This is a genomic window from Corynebacterium sp. HMSC066C02 (genome assembly GCF_001814945.1).
GTDB lineage: Bacteria > Actinomycetota > Actinomycetes > Mycobacteriales > Mycobacteriaceae > Corynebacterium > Corynebacterium aurimucosum.
Window position 1 is genome coordinate 121,419 of record NZ_KV818446.1, and the last position, 16,093, is coordinate 137,511.

Consider the following 16,093-nt stretch of genomic DNA (forward strand, 5'->3'; position numbering starts at 1 on the left):
TTGGTAGATGGTCAAAATCGTGGTCTATCCACGCAGGATAGCACTAATTGCAGCAACGGCCTCATCGAGATCTTCATTCACAACGATGTGGTCGAATTCCTTTTGCGCGGCAAGTTCCGTCTCTGCAGTATGCAGTCTGCGGTCAATGACATCCTGCGGTTCGGTCCCGCGCCCAGTTAGGCGCTCAACCAGAACTTCCCAGGATGGTGGGGCGAGAAACACGGTTTCCGCCTCCGGCATCGCCGCCTTCACGTTGCGGGCGCCTGCAAGATCAACCTCCACCAACACCGGACGGCCGGCCACCATCGCTTCCTGCACCGGCTGAGCCGGCGTCCCGGAGCGCTGCAAACCACCGTGGATCTCAGCCCATTCGAGCATGTCACCGGCGTCAATGTGTTCTTGGAAAGCCTCCGGGGAGACAAAGAAGTAATCCACCCCATCAGTCTCGCCGGGGCGGGGTTGGCGCGTCGTCATTGAGACGCTGAAGTAGAGGTTGTCAACATCATCACGCAGGCGCGAAACCACAGTGGACTTACCCACAGCGGACGGCCCGGCCAGAACGACCAGGCGCCCGCGTGCAGTTTCGTCAGCCATTGTGTTAATTACTCGCCGTAGCCGAAACGCTCGAGCAGGGCGCGGCGCTGACGGTCACCCAGGCCGCGCAGGCGACGGGTCTGAGCAATCTCCAGGTCCTCCATGATTTCCTTGGCCTTGACCTTGCCAACCTTCGGCAGAGCCTCGAGGAGAGCGGAGACCTTGGTCTTGCCGATGATCTCGTCGGTCTCGGCCTTCTCCAGAACTTCCTGCAGGTTGGTCTCGCCGCGCTTCAACGCAGCCTTGAGCTCAGCGCGAGCCTTGCGGGCCTCAGCGGCCTTTGCGAGAGCTTCTTTGCGCTGCTCATCTGTCAACTTGGGAAGGGCCACGGGTTTCCTCCGATTTCATTAGTACGAACATTGTCATCTGATGGCTAGCACCAGAATCTCGGCTCACGGTGGGAAGATTTCCCCAGCGCGGGATAGCTTTTGCTACCTCCACGAACCGACTTCTGGCAATCCTAGCACTGGTCTGTACGCGGTGACGCAACGCGGCCCCTTTCATTTAAAGGTTCCTGCACGTCAACGCACATGCCTTAAACAAAATACCAGGTAAACAGCGCTCCTGTTAATCCAGCACGCCGCTACCTGGTCTGAGTATTAGTCCCGGAACTCCGCCGCCGTATCCACTACGGCTTTCCGCAGGTCAGAGACATTAGGCCCCTGCGAAAGAATGGCCCTGGAGACGTTAGCAAAGCCCAGTTCAGGCGCCGCTGCGGTAAGTTGCCTAACATCTGCCGGCGTCGCGCCCTGGGCGCCGACTCCCGGCAGCAGCACTGGACCGTTTAATTGGTCTAATGCAGGCGGAGCCTCCAACGTCGCGCCCACGACCACGCCGAGAGCACCCACGGTGTTGTCTGGCCCAGCCGCAGACGCATTGCGCTGCGCAAGCTCATCGACGACTCGTTGCGCCAGGCTGCGGCCGTCGACACTCAACGACTGCAACGCCACGGCCTCCGGGTTGGAGGTCGCCGCAAGGACAAAGACCCCTCCTCCAGTGTCCTCCGCTAGGTCGAAGACTGGACTCAAAGCGCCCACACCAAGGTAGGGCGAGACCGTCACAGCATCAGAACGCAGCGGCGAGTCCTCCCCTAGCCAGGCTTGCGCGTAGCCCGCCATGGTGGAACCGATGTCTCCGCGCTTCGCGTCCGCTAGGCTCAGACAGCCCTGCTCGCGGAGCCCCGCGAGGGCCTCCTCGAGTACTGCGAAGCCGCGCGAACCGAAACGCTCAAAGAAGGCCACCTGCGGCTTCACCACCGCCGCGGTCTCCGCGAAAGCCTCTACACAGCGCAGCGTAAACGTGCGCAGACCATCCACATCAACCGACAGGCCCCAGGCTTCCAGCAAGTGCGGGTGGGGGTCGATGCCCACGCACAGGCGCCCGCGCTCCGCACCGGCTGCCACGAGGCGCTCGCCGAAAGACGGCGTCGTCCTAGTTGGCTGGGTCATGCTTAAGCTCCTGCAGCGCGCGTACCTTGAGGTCTCCGCGGCGCAGGGCTTCGATGCCCTGCACGGCTGCGGTCACGCCTTGGACGGTGGTCACCAGTGGAACACCCACGGATACCGCAGCGGCGCGGATGTCATAGCCATCGTGACGGGCGCCGGCGGAGCCTGCCGGGGTGTTGAGGATGAGGTCGACCTTGCCGCCGAGGATCTGGTCCACGATGGACTCCTCACCCCCCCCAGCTTCCGAGACCTTCCGGGCCACCTCGCACTCGACGCCGTTGCGGCGCAACATCTGCGCGGTACCGGCAGTGGCCACGATGGTGTAGCCCATGTAGGCCAGGCGCTGAATCGGGAAGATAAGGGTGCGCTTATCGCGGTTGGCCACGGAGACGAACACGGTGCCCTCGGTGGGCAGCTCACCGAAGGCGGCCATCTCACCCTTGGCATAGGCGGCACCGAAGTTATCAGCCAAGCCCATCACCTCGCCGGTGGACTTCATCTCTGGAGAAAGCAAGGTATCCAGCAGCTGGCCGTCGGGGCGACGGAAGCGGTTAAACGGCAGCACGGCTTCCTTGACCGCAATCGGGTGCTCCAGCGGCAGGGAACCACCGTCGTAAGTGGACGGAATGATGCCTTCCTCGCGCAGCTCCGCAATGGATGCACCCAGCATGACGCGTGCGGCAGCCTTAGCCAGCGGCACGCCGGTGGCCTTGGAGACGAAGGGCACGGTACGGGAGGCACGCGGGTTGGCCTCGATGACATAGAGAGTGTCATCCTTCAGGGCGTACTGAACGTTCATCAGGCCCTTGACGCCGATGCCGTGCGCTAGGCGACGCGTCGACTCCCGCACCTTCTCAATATCCTCCGGCCCCAGCGTCATCGGCGGCAGCGCACAGGAGGAGTCACCGGAGTGGATACCTGCTTCCTCGATGTGCTCCATGACTCCGCCGAGGTAGACCTCCTCGCCGTCACACAGCGCGTCGACGTCGATCTCAATGGCGTTATCTAGGAAACGGTCGACCAAGACTGGGTGATCCGAGGTGATCTCGGTAGCGCGCTCGATGTAATCGCGCAGCGAATCCTCGTCGTAGACGATCTCCATGCCGCGGCCACCCAGCACGTAGGACGGGCGGACCAGCACCGGATAGCCGATATTCGAAGCGACCTGGCGGGCCTCCTCAAAGGAGGTAGCGGTGCCGAAGGCCGGTGCAGGCAGCTCGGCTTCGGCAAGCACCTTGCCGAATTCACCGCGGTCCTCGGCCAAGTCGATGGCAGCGGCCGAGGTTCCCACGACCGGAACGCCGGCAGCCGTTAGGCGCTCAGCCAGGCCCAGCGGGGTTTGGCCACCCAGCTGAACGATGACGCCGGCAACTTCACCACAAGCGGCCTCCGCGTGGTAAACCTCCATGACATCCTCGAAGGTCAGCGGCTCGAAGTAGAGACGATCGGCGGTGTCATAGTCAGTCGACACCGTCTCCGGGTTGCAGTTAACCATGACCGTCTCGTAGCCCTCACGGGAAAGCTCGAGGGCGGCGTGCACGCAGGAGTAATCAAACTCGATGCCCTGGCCAATACGGTTCGGGCCGGAGCCTAAGATGATGACCTTGCCCTTGGTCTTCTCGCTGCTCTCGCGCACCTCGGACTCAGCGTTCGGGTCCATTTCATAAGCGCTGTAGTGGTACGGGGTCTGGGCTTCAAACTCGCCCGCACAAGTATCAACGGTCTTGTACACCGGGCGAATGCCCAAAGACCAGCGCAGGGAGCGCACGCCATCCTCACCGGCGAACTCTGGGCGAAGAGCCGCGATCTGGGCGTCGGACAGGCCAAAGACCTTAGCGCGGCGCAGTAATTCAGCGTCCAGGACTGGCGCGCTCACGAGCTCCTCGCGGAACTCAACAAGCGCCTCAAGCTCGGCGAGGAACCACGGGTCGATGTGCGAGTGCTCGTGCAACTGCTCCACCGTGGCACCGAGACGCAGAGCCAGCTCGACATCGTAGATGCGGCCCTCGGTCGGACGCTCCAGGTCCTTGAGAACGGCCTCCACGTCCGTTACGCGCTCCCCAGCGAAGTACTCATCCGGCTTGGTCCAGAAACCAGAAGGCTTGCCCTCCAGCGAGCGCATGACCTTGTTCAGGCCGGAAATATAGTTGCGGCCGATACCCATGGCCTCGCCCACAGACTTCATCGTGGTGGTCAGAGTGTCATCGGCGCCCGGGAACTTCTCAAAAGCAAAGCGCGGGGCCTTGACGATGACGTAGTCCAGAGTCGGCTCGAAGGCCGCCGGGGTCACGCCAGTGATGTCGTTGCGTACCTCATCCAGGGTGTAGCCAATCGCCAGCTTGGCTGCCAGCTTGGCAATCGGGAAACCGGTGGCCTTAGAGGCCAGCGCGGAGGAGCGGGACACGCGCGGGTTCATCTCAATGGTGATGATGCGGCCGTCATCCGGGTTTACAGCGAACTGGATATTGCAGCCGCCGGTGTCGACGCCGACCTCGCGGATGATGGCGATACCCTGGTCGCGCATCTTCTGGTACTCGCGGTCAGTGAGGGTCAATGCCGGGGCCACGGTCACGGAGTCACCGGTGTGGACGCCGAGGGCGTCGACGTTCTCGATGGAAGCGATGACCACAACGTTATCATCGCCGTCACGCATGAGCTCGAGCTCGAACTCCTTCCAGCCCAGGATGGACTCCTCGATGAGGACGTTCGCCTCGGGCGAGGCAGCCAAGCCACCGCCGGCAATGCGCTCAAGGTCCTCTTCGTTAAAGGCCAAGCCGGAGCCCAGGCCGCCCATGGTAAACGATGGGCGTACAACGACCGGGAGGCCAAGCTCGGAAACGGTCTCGTGGACCTCCTCCATCGTGTGGCAAACACGGGAGCGCGCGGATTCGCCACCGATGGAGGCCACGATGTCCTTGAATTTCTGACGATCCTCGCCGCGCTCAATGGCGTCGATATCAGCACCGATGAGCTCGATATCGTACTTCTTGAGGATGCCCAGGCGGTCCAACTGTACCGCGGCGTTCAGAGCGGTCTGGCCGCCCAGGGTTGCCAGCACGGCGTCGATGGGGTTGCCCTCTTCCTTTTCCTTCTGGAAGATCTTCTCGATGAACTCGGGCTCGATGGGCTCCACATAGGTGTGGTCGGCGAACTCCGGGTCCGTCATGATCGTTGCCGGGTTGGAGTTAACCAGCGTGACGCGCAGGCCTTCCTCCTTGAGCACGCGGCAGGCTTGGGTGCCGGAGTAGTCGAACTCGCAGGCCTGACCAATAACAATCGGACCGGAGCCGATAACCAGGACGTGATTGATGTCGTTGCGCTTTGGCATGTGTTTCTTCTTCCTTTTCCTGGTTGCGTTCTACTTGTTCGGGGACTTTTCAGTCATGAGCTCGATGAACTGGTCAAAGAGCGGGTTGGCATCGTGTGGGCCGGCGGCGGACTCAGGGTGGTACTGCACGGAGTACGCCATGCCATCCTTGAGCGCAACACCTTCGATGGTGTTGTCGTTGAGGCAGGTGTGGGAGACCACTGCCGGGCCGAAGTCGGTATCGAATTCCTCGCCGGCCGGGTCTTCCTTGCCCGAGGGGCTGGCCAAAGCAAAGCCGTGGTTCTGGGAGGTGATATCGATCTTTCCGGTCAGCTGGTTGCGCACCGGAACGTTGATGCCGCGGTGGCCGAACTTCAGCTTGTAGGTGTCCATACCCAGCGCACGGCCGAGGATCTGGTTGCCAAAGCAGATGCCGAAGAAGGGGTACTTAGCAGCAAGGATGTCGCGCACGATGCCGACCATGGTGTCAGCGGTAGCCGGGTCGCCCGGACCGTTGGAGACAAACACGCCGTCTGGGTTGTACTGCTTGATCGTCTCGAACGGGGTGTTGGCGGGAACCACGATGGTCTCGATGCCGCGCTCGGCAAAGTGCTTCGGGGTGGCGGTCTTGACTCCCATGTCATAGGCCACGACGGTAAAGCGCTTCTCCCCTACGGCTGGGAAGGTATAGACCTCATCGGTCGAGACTTCTTCGGACAGGTCAAGGCCGGCCATGGAAGGTTGGTTCTTGACCTCAGAGACGAGCTCCTCGACGTCCCGCTCAGCCGCCTCGCCCGAAAAAATACCGGCCTTGATGGAGCCATGATTGCGCAGGTGGCGCACCAAAGTGCGGGTATCGATTCCCCCAATACCGATGATTCCCTGCTTCTCCATCTCCTCCGGCAGGGAGCGGGCGGCACGCCAGTTGGAAACGCGGCGGGCCAGATCACGGATAACTAGGCCGGCAACCCAGATCTTGTCGTCATGGGACTCGTTGTCCTCATCGTTCCAGCCCGTATTGCCAATCTGCGGCGCAGAGGCGACGACGATCTGGCGGTGGTAAGACGGGTCCGTCATGGTCTCCTGGTAGCCCGTCATGGCGGTGGTGAAGACGGCCTCGCCCAGAGTCGTACCGGTGGCGCCGAAGCCGAAGCCTCGGAAGGTGCGGCCATCAGCGAGGACCAGGATGGCGGGGGTGGTGGTAGTGGAAGTCACTGTGTGTTGAACCTTTCAGTGAATTTTCTCGGTGAAGGGTTGGTTGTGTTGGGGACGTGCGTTGGTTACTTAAGTGTCGAGCAACTCTGATTGTCGATTATCCCGATTACTTGGCCGCCTCGCTGGCGCTTTCAGCCGCTAGGTCGTAGGTCACCGCGCCACGCAGGATGGTGTAGGCCACGCGTGCACCGAATTCCTCCCCCTCATAGGGGTTGTTCTCCGACTTCGAAGCCAGACGCGTGGAATCCGATACCCACTTGTGCTTGGGATCGACGATGGTGAGGTTGGCTGGCTCGCCCACCGCAATCGGGCGGCCATGACCAGGCAGGCGAGTAATCTCTGCCGGACGCTCCGACATGACGCGGGCGACGAAGCGCCAGTCGGCCAGGCCGGTGGCGACGAAGAGCTTGGCGATGACCGCCAGGGAGGATTCCAGTCCCAGCATGCCTGGCTTAGCGTGCTCGAACTCGACACACTTGTCTTCGCTGCCGTGCGGAGCGTGGTCTGTGGCCACGACGTCGATAAGCCCGTCAAGCAAGGCCTGGCGCAGGGCCAGGGCGTCGGATTCCTCGCGCAACGGTGGGTTGACGCGGTAGACGCCGTCGTAGGTCACCAGCTTGTCATCGGTCAGCAGCAGGTGGTGCGGGGTCACCTCGGCGGTCAGCGGAATGCCCTGTTCCTTGGCCCACTTGAGCAGCTCCACGGTGCCCTTCGTCGAAGCGTGGCAGATGTGCATGCGGTTGCCGTAATCACGCGCGAGTAGGGCGTCGCGGGCGACGATGGATTCCTCAGCGACGCGCGGCCAGCCGCGCAAGCCCAGGCGGGCCGCAACCTCGCCCTCGTGGGCGCTAGCGCCTTCGGTCATGCGGTGGTCCTCTGCGTGCTGGGCCAGCAGGACGTCAAGGCCCTTGGCGTACTCCAAGGCACGGCGCATGAGCTGCGGGTCTTGGACGCACTTGCCGTCATCAGAGAACATGCGCACCTTGGCGTCCGAGCGGGCCATCATGCCAAACTCGGTCAGGGTCTTGCCCTCGAGGCCCTTCGTGATGGAGCCGACCGGATGGACGTCGCACAGGCCACGTGCCTGGCCCTTGGCCCAGACGGACTCGGCGATGATGGGCTGGTCCGTCACCGGTGAGGTGTTGGCCATGGTGAACACGGCGGTAAAGCCGCCCTTGGCGGCAGCGCGCGAGCCGGTTTCGATGGTCTCGGTGTCCTCGCGGCCCGGCTCACGCAGGTGAACGTGCATGTCCACCAGCCCTGGCAGCAGCACGTTGCCGCCACCGTCGATAGTGCGGTCCACCTCAACTGCCGGGGTCACGGCCCCGGCGTCCCTGGCGTCCCCGGCATCGGCGGCGGTGCCGATGGCCTCGATAACGCCATCCTTGATCAGGATGCTGGTGGGTTCGCCCTCGCCATAAGGGCGGACGTTGGTGATGAGCAAGGTGCCCGCCGCAGGAGCCGAGAGCACGCCGGTGTCTGGATAAATAGTCATGGTTTCTGAAAAGCTCTCCTCGTTGGTATGTGAGATAACTCGATTTAGATACCGGCGTTCTCGCCGTTCGTCAGCAGCGTAAAGAGGGTGGCCATGCGCACATGGACACCGTTGTTGACCTGCTGGAGCACTGCGGTGTCGTCAAAGTCGGCCACGGCATAGTTGATCTCCATGCCACGAACCATGGGGCCCGGGTGCATGATGATGGCATCCTTCTTCATGGCCGCGGCGCGGTCCTTGGACAGCCCGTAGAGGGAGGCGTATTCGCGGTGCGAGGGGAAAAAGCCACCATTCATGCGCTCTGCCTGAACGCGCAGCATCATGACGACGTCCGCCTCCGGCACCTCGGCGTCGAAGTCATGGGAAACCCGTACCGGCCAAGTGTCCACGCCGAAGGGCAACAGTGTCGGCGGAGCGACGAGCGTGACCTCGGCTCCCAGGGTGGACAACAGGTCCACGTTGGAGCGCACGACGCGGGAGTGCAGGCAATCACCAACGATGGTGACTTTCAGTCCCTCAAAGCCGGTGCCTGCAGCGGAGCGATCCGCTCCTAGGTGCAGGCGCTGGCGCATCGTGACGGCGTCGAGAAGCGCCTGCGTGGGGTGCTGGTGAGAGCCATCGCCGGCGTTGATGACGCTCGGCCCCTGCCCTTCAGGTGCCACCCAGCCGGCGAGCTGCTGCGCAGCACCCGAGGAAGGGTGGCGCATGATGATGGCATCTGCGCCGATCGACGTCAAAGTCAACCCGGTGTCCTTGAGGGACTCACCCTTCTTGACCGAAGACGTAGACGCAGACAAGTTAATGACATCAGCCGACATCCACTTACCCGCCGTTTCGAAAGAAGAACGGGTGCGGGTGGAGTTCTCATAGAACAAGGTGAAAACGGTGCGCCCGCGCAGCGTGGGCAGCTTCTTGACTTCGCGGCCTTCGAGGGCTTCCCGGAAACGGTCGGCCTCATCCATCAGCCCAAGGATCTCCTCGGCGCTATGGTCGGCGATATTAATGAGGTGCTTCATTTATGCCTCCTTGCCGGGCTGTGCAGTGAAGCGGGTAAGAACGACGGCATCCCGGCCATCGATGTCAGCGTTGTACACGGTGACGTCCTCGTCGCGCGCGGTGGGGATATTCTTGCCCACGTAATCAGCACGGATGGGGACCTGGCGGTGCCCACGGTCCACGAGGACTGCGAGTTGGATGATGTCGGGACGGCCGATGTCCGCGAGGGCATCGAGTGCGGCGCGGATGGTGCGGCCGGAGTATAAGACGTCGTCGACAAGAATCACGGTGGCGCCGTTAATGCCGCCGTCAGGCACCGTCGTAGGCTGCAATGCACGGTGCGGGCGGGCATAGAGATCATCGCGGTACAACGTGATGTCTAGGGAGCCCCAAGGAACCTCCACCCCGGAGAATTCCTCAATTTTTTCGGCAAGGCGCTGTGCCAAAGGCACGCCACCAGAGGGAATGCCTAAGAGCAGGACTCGAGGGGAATCACTCGAATCTAGCGCCGTCTTTTCAATGATCTGGTGCGCGATGCGTGCGACAGTGCGCGCGACGTCTTTCGAGCTCAACAGCTCGTTGGACTCCGCGTGGGTGCCGGTTTCACTCATCGTGACCTCCTTCCCCGCCTCACGGTGCGGTCTTTAAAGGATGTCGGACAATGGTTAAAAGGACTTGTCTATGCTTGAAAGCCAGCACTAACCATAGCACTCTTCAGGCGTGCTGTGTACGCCCTCGCACCCCGAATCTTTTGAGGCAGGTCCCTAGACAGTGAGTTTTACTACCCAGCACGTTGTTCCAGCCCCGCGCGAAGAGGTTTGGCAATGGCACACCCGCCCGGGAGCGCTCGCGCGCCTCACCGCGCCTTTCGGTTTCATGACTCCCCTGCAGCAGGCCGAGTCATTAGCTGATGGGACTTCTATCTTGGGGTTTCCTGGTGGTTTGAAATGGGTCGCCCGGCATGATTTGAGTAGGTACCAGCCGCGGCGTTCTTTCGCTGATGTCTGCATCAACGCCCCCTTCCGTTCGCTGGCCAATTGGCGCCACGAACACGTCTTTGAAGACCACCCAGAGGGCACGCTCATCACCGACAAGGTGGACACCCGCATCCCCACGGGGGCAGTGGAATCGATTTTTGCCTACCGGCAGCAGCAGCTCATTGAGGACTTTCGCTTTGCTCAGCGGCTGGGTGCTCTCAACGCCGAGCCCCGCACAATAGCAATAACTGGTACGCACGGCACGGTAGGCACTGCTGTGGCCGCACAGCTCGGCACCTTGGGCCACACCGTCATTCCGCTCGTGCGCTCTAAACCAGGTGCCGGCGAGCGCCTGTGGCGGCCTACTGTGCCCGCCAAAGATTTGCTGGACGGCGTTGATATCCTCATCCACCTGGCCGGCGAGCCGATTTTCGGGCGCTTTAATACCGCGCACAAGGAAGCTATTCGGGATTCACGTGTAGGCCCTACTCACCTGCTGGCGCAGCTGGCGGCCGAGACTCCCTCCGTGACTGCGATGGTCTGTTCTTCCGCTATCGGTATCTACGGCCCGGACCGGGGCGATGAAGAACTGACCGAAGGCTCGGAGCGCGGTGAGGGCTTTTTGGCCGATGTCGTGACGGCGTGGGAGGATGCTTGCGCGCCGGCACGTGAGGCCGGGAAACGAGTGGTGAACCTGCGCACCGGCATCGTGCAATCTGCCAACGCGGGAATCCTGCCGCTGCTGCGGGCGCTGTTTTCTACTGGACTGGGCGGCTCATTTGGCAAGGGCAGCATGTGGAATAGCTGGGTTGCGCAGGATGATCTCTCAGATATGTTTGTCCGCGCCGCCCTCGACCCTGCCTGGAGCGGTGCCATCAACGCAGTCTCCCCCACCCCGGTGCTCAATCGCGACTATGTAGATGCCCTCGGCTCACTCCTTCACCGGCCGACCGTCATCCCCATTCCCAGCCTCGGTCCGACGCTACTGCTGGGTAAGGAAGGTGCGCGGGAGCTGGCACTGGCCAACCAAAAGGTCCTACCCACGCGCGCGGAAGCGCTGGGCCACACCTTCCGCTACCCCGACATCGCTCCAGCGCTCGCCCACGAGCTCGGTGGCGAAAAACTCGTCGAGGCCCCCACCTGCGCACCCGGGGAAGACGGCTCCGGTAGTGTCGGGGCCGGAAATGATTAAGAAAAATGTAGCGAAGTGAGTAGAAGAATTGACGGACACCACTAACCATGACCACGCGCAGCAGCGCCAGCTGCAGCCTGACACACCCATCGAAGAAGTCAGCCTCGAGCGCATAGCGGAAATCTTTGAGTCAGAAGGCTTGGAATACCGCATCGAAGAGCAGAAGACTCAAGACGGCCAAACGGTCAACCTCTTGCGCACCGGCTTCTCCAACGCCGCCATCGCCTTCCAGCTCGTGGGTTCCTCCCTCATCGTCGATTCCGTATGGCGCGGCTCTGTCCCCGCCTCCGAAGGCCCTGCGTTGCTCATGCACATCAACGCATGGAACCAGGACCACTTCACGCCGACGTTCCGCTTCTTCGAAGCGCCAGACAACGCTTTGGCGGTCTCCGGTGCACGCGATCTGGACGTGACCCATGGTGCATCCCGCAACCAGCTCGGCGCGTTCGTCATGTCCACCCTGGATGCTGTGTTGCAATCCTTCGAGTGGATGGAACAGCAGTACCCGCAGCTTGTCACCTGGAAGGAGCACAACCATGACTAATCCGACAACGCCTACCGCCGAGGATCCGCACGCACTGCCGGAGGTCACCCTCGACCGCATCATCGAGGCGATGAAGACCTTCGACATCGAACTCGAGCCGGTCACCGGTCGCGACGACGCCGCGACCGCTAATCTCAACGGTCTGCCGTGCATGTTCGCCGTCCTGGAGAGCGTTGCTATCGTGCGCTGCGATGTTCCGACGGACGTCAACTATGCCAAGGCAGACGCAGGTCTTTTCTTGGCCGCTAACCAGATCAACTCCGTGGCTATGGGGGCACGCGCCGTCATTGCTGACTTCGATGGCATGCTGCTCGTACGCACCGAGGCTGACATTCCTTGCGCGGCCGGAATGACCGATGAACAACTCGCGGCCGCACTGCGCGCCTCTGTGGACGGCGTCATCAACGCCCAGAACGCCATGGTCTCCGCTGCCGAAGAAATGGCCAAGCTCGGTTCCGAGTCAGCCGCGCAGGCGGGCGAGGGGGCCGAGGGTGCTCAGGGTGAGCAGCAGTGACCGATCTCCACGTGGTTGAGCCGGTCACCATCGACCGGTTGGCGCAGTTGTGCGAGCTTATCGCCGCCGACTATGCACTCATCGAGGCAACCCCAGAGCCAGAAGACGACGCTGACACTGGCGCCGACAGTGCCGATTCCGCGCGCCGCGTGCTGCAGACCGGTGTCCCCCATATCGCAGTGCACTGTGAGCTCGACGCTGAAGGCGAGGTACTCAGTGCCTTCGCCTCGTGGGAGGGCACTCTTCCAGCACACCTCGAACCGGAGGTAGCCGCCGTGGTGGCGGAGCTGAACTGGGCCAGCGTTGCGCCCACCCTGAACTTCCTCGTAGAAGAGGATGCGAAGGGTAACGCGGAGATCCACCTAGGCGCCAACCGCGCCATGGGCGTGGGCGAAGGCCTCTCCTTGGCTCAGCTCGGCCATTTCCTGCTGAGTTCACTGGCCAGCTTCGCTGAGATCTTCGACGTCGTGGCACAGCGCTTCCCGCAGGCTGTCACCTGGGATAAGGAGGAGCAAGCATGAGCCAGGACCCACATCAGAACCAGAATGCATCCGGCAGTTCCGATCCTTTCGACATTCTCTCCGGGTCACCGCTGGCCGCCGTCGGCCGGGACCGCGTGTTGAGCGTGCTCAACGGCGCCGAGCTGGATATGGCAGCCACCGCGCACCCAGAAGATGCGACAACCGCAGTTGCCCGCCTCAACGACCTTGACTGGGTCATCACCGTGGAAGAGGGCCTCGTGCGCATCGAGAGCGTGCTGTCCACACAGCTCAATGCGGAGATGCTCCCCATCTTCCATGTGCTCTGCAACGAGTTCAATTCCGGTGCTTTCGATGGGCGCGCGCTCGTTGGTTTAGCTGAGGATGAGGTTGAGCTGCGCGGTGATGCGTGCTTCGTCACCACCGCTGGTCTGAACGAGGACCAGCTCTTTCACGCGCTCAACCTCGGTATCATCAACGCGCAAGAAGCGCTGCTGTCTGTTCTGGATGCGTTTAACGCCGCCGCCCGCGAGCTGGCCAGCGACGTCGATGGCACAGAGAGCGACTAGCTCTTAGTCAGCGTCTAGTCAGCGTCCTTAATACGCTGGCGCTCGACTTCCGGATCAAAGTCGGGCGCCGGCCATTCCAGATCTAGGTGGCGCAGGAGATCCACGATGAGAAACTTCAGCGCCATCCGGGCATACTTCTTGTTATCGGTAGGAATGACGTACCAGGGCGCGTAGTTTTCATCCGTGCGCTGAATAGCATCCTCGTAGGCCGACATGTACTCATCCCAATAGGCGCGCTCCTCCACATCAGCCGGGTCGTATTTCCAGAACTTATCTTCCCGCTCCGTGCGCTCCAGCAGATTTTCCTTCTGGGCTTCCTTGGACAAGTGAAGGAAGATTTTAATGACCTTGACTCCCCTGGCCGTTAATTCCAGCTCATAGTCACGGATGGCCTCGATGCGCCGATCCACCTCTTCTTCATCCACCCACTCGTGCACGCGCTGAATGAGGACATCCTCGTAGTGGGAGCGGTCAAAGGCCACGATTTGTCCCGGCTGCGGGTCATGTTTGCGGATGCGCCACAGGAAGTCATGCTCTAGCTCCTCTTCGGTGGGTTTACCGAAGCCGACGGTCGTGGTTCCTTGCGGGTCGAAGGTGCTCAACACGTGGCGGATAGCACCGCCCTTGCCCGAGGTATCCATGCCCTGCAGGACGATAAGAACCGCTGGGGCGTCCTCACCATAGCTGCGACCGTTGGCAAACAGCCGCTCTTGCAGCTCATAGAGCTCGTCATCGTACTTGGAAAAGCGCGCATCAAGCTCGTCTTTGTCACCGTCAAAGCCTGGCGTTGCCGAGGCATCAACCGAGTCAATCTGAAAATTTTTGCCAGCACGCAGGGAGAGCGCGTCCTCAATCTTGAATTTCGCCATGGACTCCACCATACCGAGATGCTGTTTAAGCACCCAGGGTAAAAAGGCCTCGCAGCAATGCGCTGAGCGCTCCTAGGCTGGCCAGCCACAGTGATAGCTTATGGGCCTTGTCCCGAGAGACGCGCCCAGCAATCTTCTTTCCTAAGAGAATGCCAACGCACATTCCAATCACCCCGCAGGGCCACACCAGCCAGTGCAAACCGTCAAAGCCGCCGGAGCCCAGGAAGTACTTCGTGAGAACCGAAGACAATCCACCGATGACAAAGCAGGGCTGCAGGGTCGGCGCGAGAACCTCCTTGGGCCACCGCGCGGCCTGGGCATAGACCGTGATGACCGGGCCGGCCACGCCGGCCAGGGTATTGGTGAACCCGCCCAAAATACCCGCGGAGATGGCCGGGCCCGTGCCACTCATCTCCGGGACGAACTTGCGCCCAAAGACCACCACGGCCAGCGCAATCAATAAGGCGGCACCAACCAGAACCAACAACGCCGCAGTATCAATACGGGCGATGAGCAGCGCCGCCGGAATTGAGCCGAGGACCATGAAAGGACCGATGCGCAGCCACTTTCCCCAGTCCACATTCTCACGCATCGAATAGGTCGTGAGGATGGCATTGAGGCAGGCCAAGACGTTGATGACCATGATGCCTTCGACGGGGCCGAGGAAAAGCGTCAGGATGGGCCCACCAATGAGGCCCAGGCCCATGCCGGAGACTCGCTGCAAGCACGAGCCAGCGATGACGGTAAGGAGGACAACGAGGGGTATTGCCAGTACAGACATATCCCTTTAGCCTCGGTAGCGTTCCATCACTGCGGCAGCCACATGATCCGGGAACATACCCGTAACATCACCGCCGTACTGCGCCACCTGCTTGCACAGCGAAGAAGAGATATATCCGTATTTCTCATCCGTGAGCAAAAAGACGGTATCGATTCCGGAAAGGCGCCGGTTCATCTGCGCCATCGGCAGCTCATACTCATAATCCAAGGAGGAACGCAAGCCCTTCACAATCGTGTCTATGCCATGGGCGCTGGTGTAATCCACCAACAATCCGCCCCACCAGTCCACCTCGATCTCCGGGGAAACGGTACGGCGAATAAGGTCCACGCGCTCCTCCACGCTAAACAGCCCAGAAGGCTTGTCGGGGTTTCCCGTCACCAGCACCGTGACCTTGTCAAAAAGCTCGCTGGCACGATTAAAAACGTCGACGTGCCCCAGCGTGATGGGATCGAAAGAACCGGGGCATACGGCGTGAGTCGGCATGGCTAGTCCTCCTGGGTTCCGGTGGTATCGATCTTCGAGCTATCCGCACTGCGGTGATAGATCGCCATATCAAAACGCGCGATGCCAAAGGTCCGCTTCTTAAGCTTCTGACCGGTGGGCTCAAAGCCATCTGGCCACTGTGTGTGCGGCGAGTCCACGTGGCGCTCGATGACAACTATCGCGGCATCATCCAGCACCGGCTCGATGGCGGCGAGAAGACCATCAACATCATCGAACTCATAGGGCGGATCCGCGAGCACCATGTCGAAGTAGCCGCGCGGTGCGGTGGCAAGGTATGACGAGGCTTTCATTTCTCGTACTTCCACGCGCGGGTGCTTCACCACCCCAATATTGTGGCGAATGACTTTCACGGCCGCGGCATTATTCTCCACGAGGACGACTTCCTCAGCGCCACGGCTAGCTGCCTCAAGGCCTAAGGCGCCGGAACCAGCAAAGAGATCCAACACGCGGGAATCAATAAACCCCCAGCGCACATTCAACGATGAGAAAAGGCCCTCGCGGGCACGGTCGGACGTGGGCCTCGTCCCAGCTACGGGCACCTTGATGGTGCGCCCGCGGGCTTCTCCGGCGATGATTCTGGTCATGGCTTCTACCCTATCTCCCCTCAGTTTC

General features: G+C 61.5%; 17 protein-coding genes. 5 read left to right on the forward strand and 12 right to left on the reverse strand.

What is annotated here, in order from left to right:
- Positions 1-24: 24 nt before the first annotated feature.
- The 8 genes from gmk to pyrR all read right to left on the reverse strand — a co-directional run bounded on the left by gmk (position 25) and on the right by pyrR (position 9,663).
- Positions 25-594, reverse strand: coding sequence for a guanylate kinase (gene gmk / locus HMPREF2996_RS04455; RefSeq protein WP_070444933.1), 570 nt, complete (start codon positions 592-594; stop codon positions 25-27).
- A gap of 8 nt (positions 595-602) precedes the next feature.
- Positions 603-923: an integration host factor, actinobacterial type gene (gene mihF / locus HMPREF2996_RS04460; protein WP_010186801.1), complete on the reverse strand. Its 321-nt coding sequence runs from the start codon at positions 921-923 to the stop codon at positions 603-605.
- 270 nt (positions 924-1,193) lie between these two features.
- Positions 1,194-2,042, reverse strand: a complete 849-nt coding sequence (gene pyrF / locus HMPREF2996_RS04465) for an orotidine-5'-phosphate decarboxylase (RefSeq protein WP_070730295.1) — start codon at positions 2,040-2,042, stop codon at positions 1,194-1,196.
- A complete protein-coding gene (gene carB / locus HMPREF2996_RS04470) occupies positions 2,026-5,367 on the reverse strand; it encodes a carbamoyl-phosphate synthase large subunit (RefSeq protein WP_070730298.1) in 3,342 nt (1,113 codons plus the stop codon). The genes pyrF and carB overlap by 17 nt, the downstream gene beginning before the upstream one ends.
- A gap of 30 nt (positions 5,368-5,397) precedes the next feature.
- The gene (carA, locus tag HMPREF2996_RS04475; protein ID WP_070643431.1) at positions 5,398-6,561 is read right to left on the reverse strand and encodes a glutamine-hydrolyzing carbamoyl-phosphate synthase small subunit; all 1,164 of its coding nucleotides are present in this window, start codon (positions 6,559-6,561) and stop codon (positions 5,398-5,400) included.
- 106 nt (positions 6,562-6,667) lie between these two features.
- Positions 6,668-8,056: a dihydroorotase gene (locus tag HMPREF2996_RS04480; protein WP_070730299.1), complete on the reverse strand. Its 1,389-nt coding sequence runs from the start codon at positions 8,054-8,056 to the stop codon at positions 6,668-6,670.
- A gap of 44 nt (positions 8,057-8,100) precedes the next feature.
- Positions 8,101-9,072, reverse strand: a complete 972-nt coding sequence (locus HMPREF2996_RS04485) for an aspartate carbamoyltransferase catalytic subunit (protein ID WP_070730301.1) — start codon at positions 9,070-9,072, stop codon at positions 8,101-8,103.
- Positions 9,073-9,663, reverse strand: coding sequence for a bifunctional pyr operon transcriptional regulator/uracil phosphoribosyltransferase PyrR (gene pyrR, locus HMPREF2996_RS04490; protein WP_010186814.1), 591 nt, complete (start codon positions 9,661-9,663; stop codon positions 9,073-9,075).
- Between the two features lie 160 nt (positions 9,664-9,823).
- Here pyrR and HMPREF2996_RS04495 point away from each other — a divergent pair, with 160 nt between their 5' ends.
- The 5 genes from HMPREF2996_RS04495 to HMPREF2996_RS04515 are packed head-to-tail and all read left to right on the forward strand — an operon-like array spanning position 9,824 to position 13,327.
- A complete protein-coding gene (locus HMPREF2996_RS04495; RefSeq protein WP_070730303.1) occupies positions 9,824-11,221 on the forward strand; it encodes a TIGR01777 family oxidoreductase in 1,398 nt (465 codons plus the stop codon).
- 28 nt (positions 11,222-11,249) lie between these two features.
- Entirely contained in the window at positions 11,250-11,765 is a 516-nt protein-coding gene (locus tag HMPREF2996_RS04500; protein ID WP_070444958.1) for a YbjN domain-containing protein, read from the forward strand.
- The gene (locus tag HMPREF2996_RS04505; protein WP_070730305.1) at positions 11,758-12,279 is read left to right on the forward strand and encodes a YbjN domain-containing protein; all 522 of its coding nucleotides are present in this window, start codon (positions 11,758-11,760) and stop codon (positions 12,277-12,279) included. Before HMPREF2996_RS04500 ends, HMPREF2996_RS04505 begins: the two co-directional genes overlap by 8 nt.
- Positions 12,276-12,800, forward strand: coding sequence for a hypothetical protein (locus HMPREF2996_RS04510; protein ID WP_070444964.1), 525 nt, complete (start codon positions 12,276-12,278; stop codon positions 12,798-12,800). Before HMPREF2996_RS04505 ends, HMPREF2996_RS04510 begins: the two co-directional genes overlap by 4 nt.
- Positions 12,797-13,327, forward strand: a complete 531-nt coding sequence (locus tag HMPREF2996_RS04515; protein ID WP_070444967.1) for a hypothetical protein — start codon at positions 12,797-12,799, stop codon at positions 13,325-13,327. The genes HMPREF2996_RS04510 and HMPREF2996_RS04515 overlap by 4 nt, the downstream gene beginning before the upstream one ends.
- A gap of 14 nt (positions 13,328-13,341) precedes the next feature.
- On the opposite strand, the gene HMPREF2996_RS04520 is transcribed toward HMPREF2996_RS04515, so the two are convergent.
- From HMPREF2996_RS04520 to rsmD, 4 genes are read right to left on the reverse strand one after another with little or no spacing between them, the layout of a single operon-like run.
- On the reverse strand, positions 13,342-14,196 hold the full coding sequence (locus HMPREF2996_RS04520) for a PPK2 family polyphosphate kinase (RefSeq protein ID WP_210398896.1): 855 nt from the start codon (positions 14,194-14,196) through the stop codon (positions 13,342-13,344).
- A 25-nt stretch (positions 14,197-14,221) separates the two neighbouring features.
- Positions 14,222-14,977, reverse strand: a complete 756-nt coding sequence (locus tag HMPREF2996_RS04525) for a sulfite exporter TauE/SafE family protein (RefSeq protein WP_070444973.1) — start codon at positions 14,975-14,977, stop codon at positions 14,222-14,224.
- 6 nt (positions 14,978-14,983) lie between these two features.
- Positions 14,984-15,460: a pantetheine-phosphate adenylyltransferase gene (coaD, locus tag HMPREF2996_RS04530; RefSeq protein WP_070444976.1), complete on the reverse strand. Its 477-nt coding sequence runs from the start codon at positions 15,458-15,460 to the stop codon at positions 14,984-14,986.
- A gap of 2 nt (positions 15,461-15,462) precedes the next feature.
- Positions 15,463-16,065 (reverse strand): 16S rRNA (guanine(966)-N(2))-methyltransferase RsmD, encoded by a 603-nt coding sequence (gene rsmD, locus HMPREF2996_RS04535; protein WP_070730310.1) that lies wholly within the window; start codon positions 16,063-16,065, stop codon positions 15,463-15,465.
- Positions 16,066-16,093: the final 28 nt, after the last annotated feature.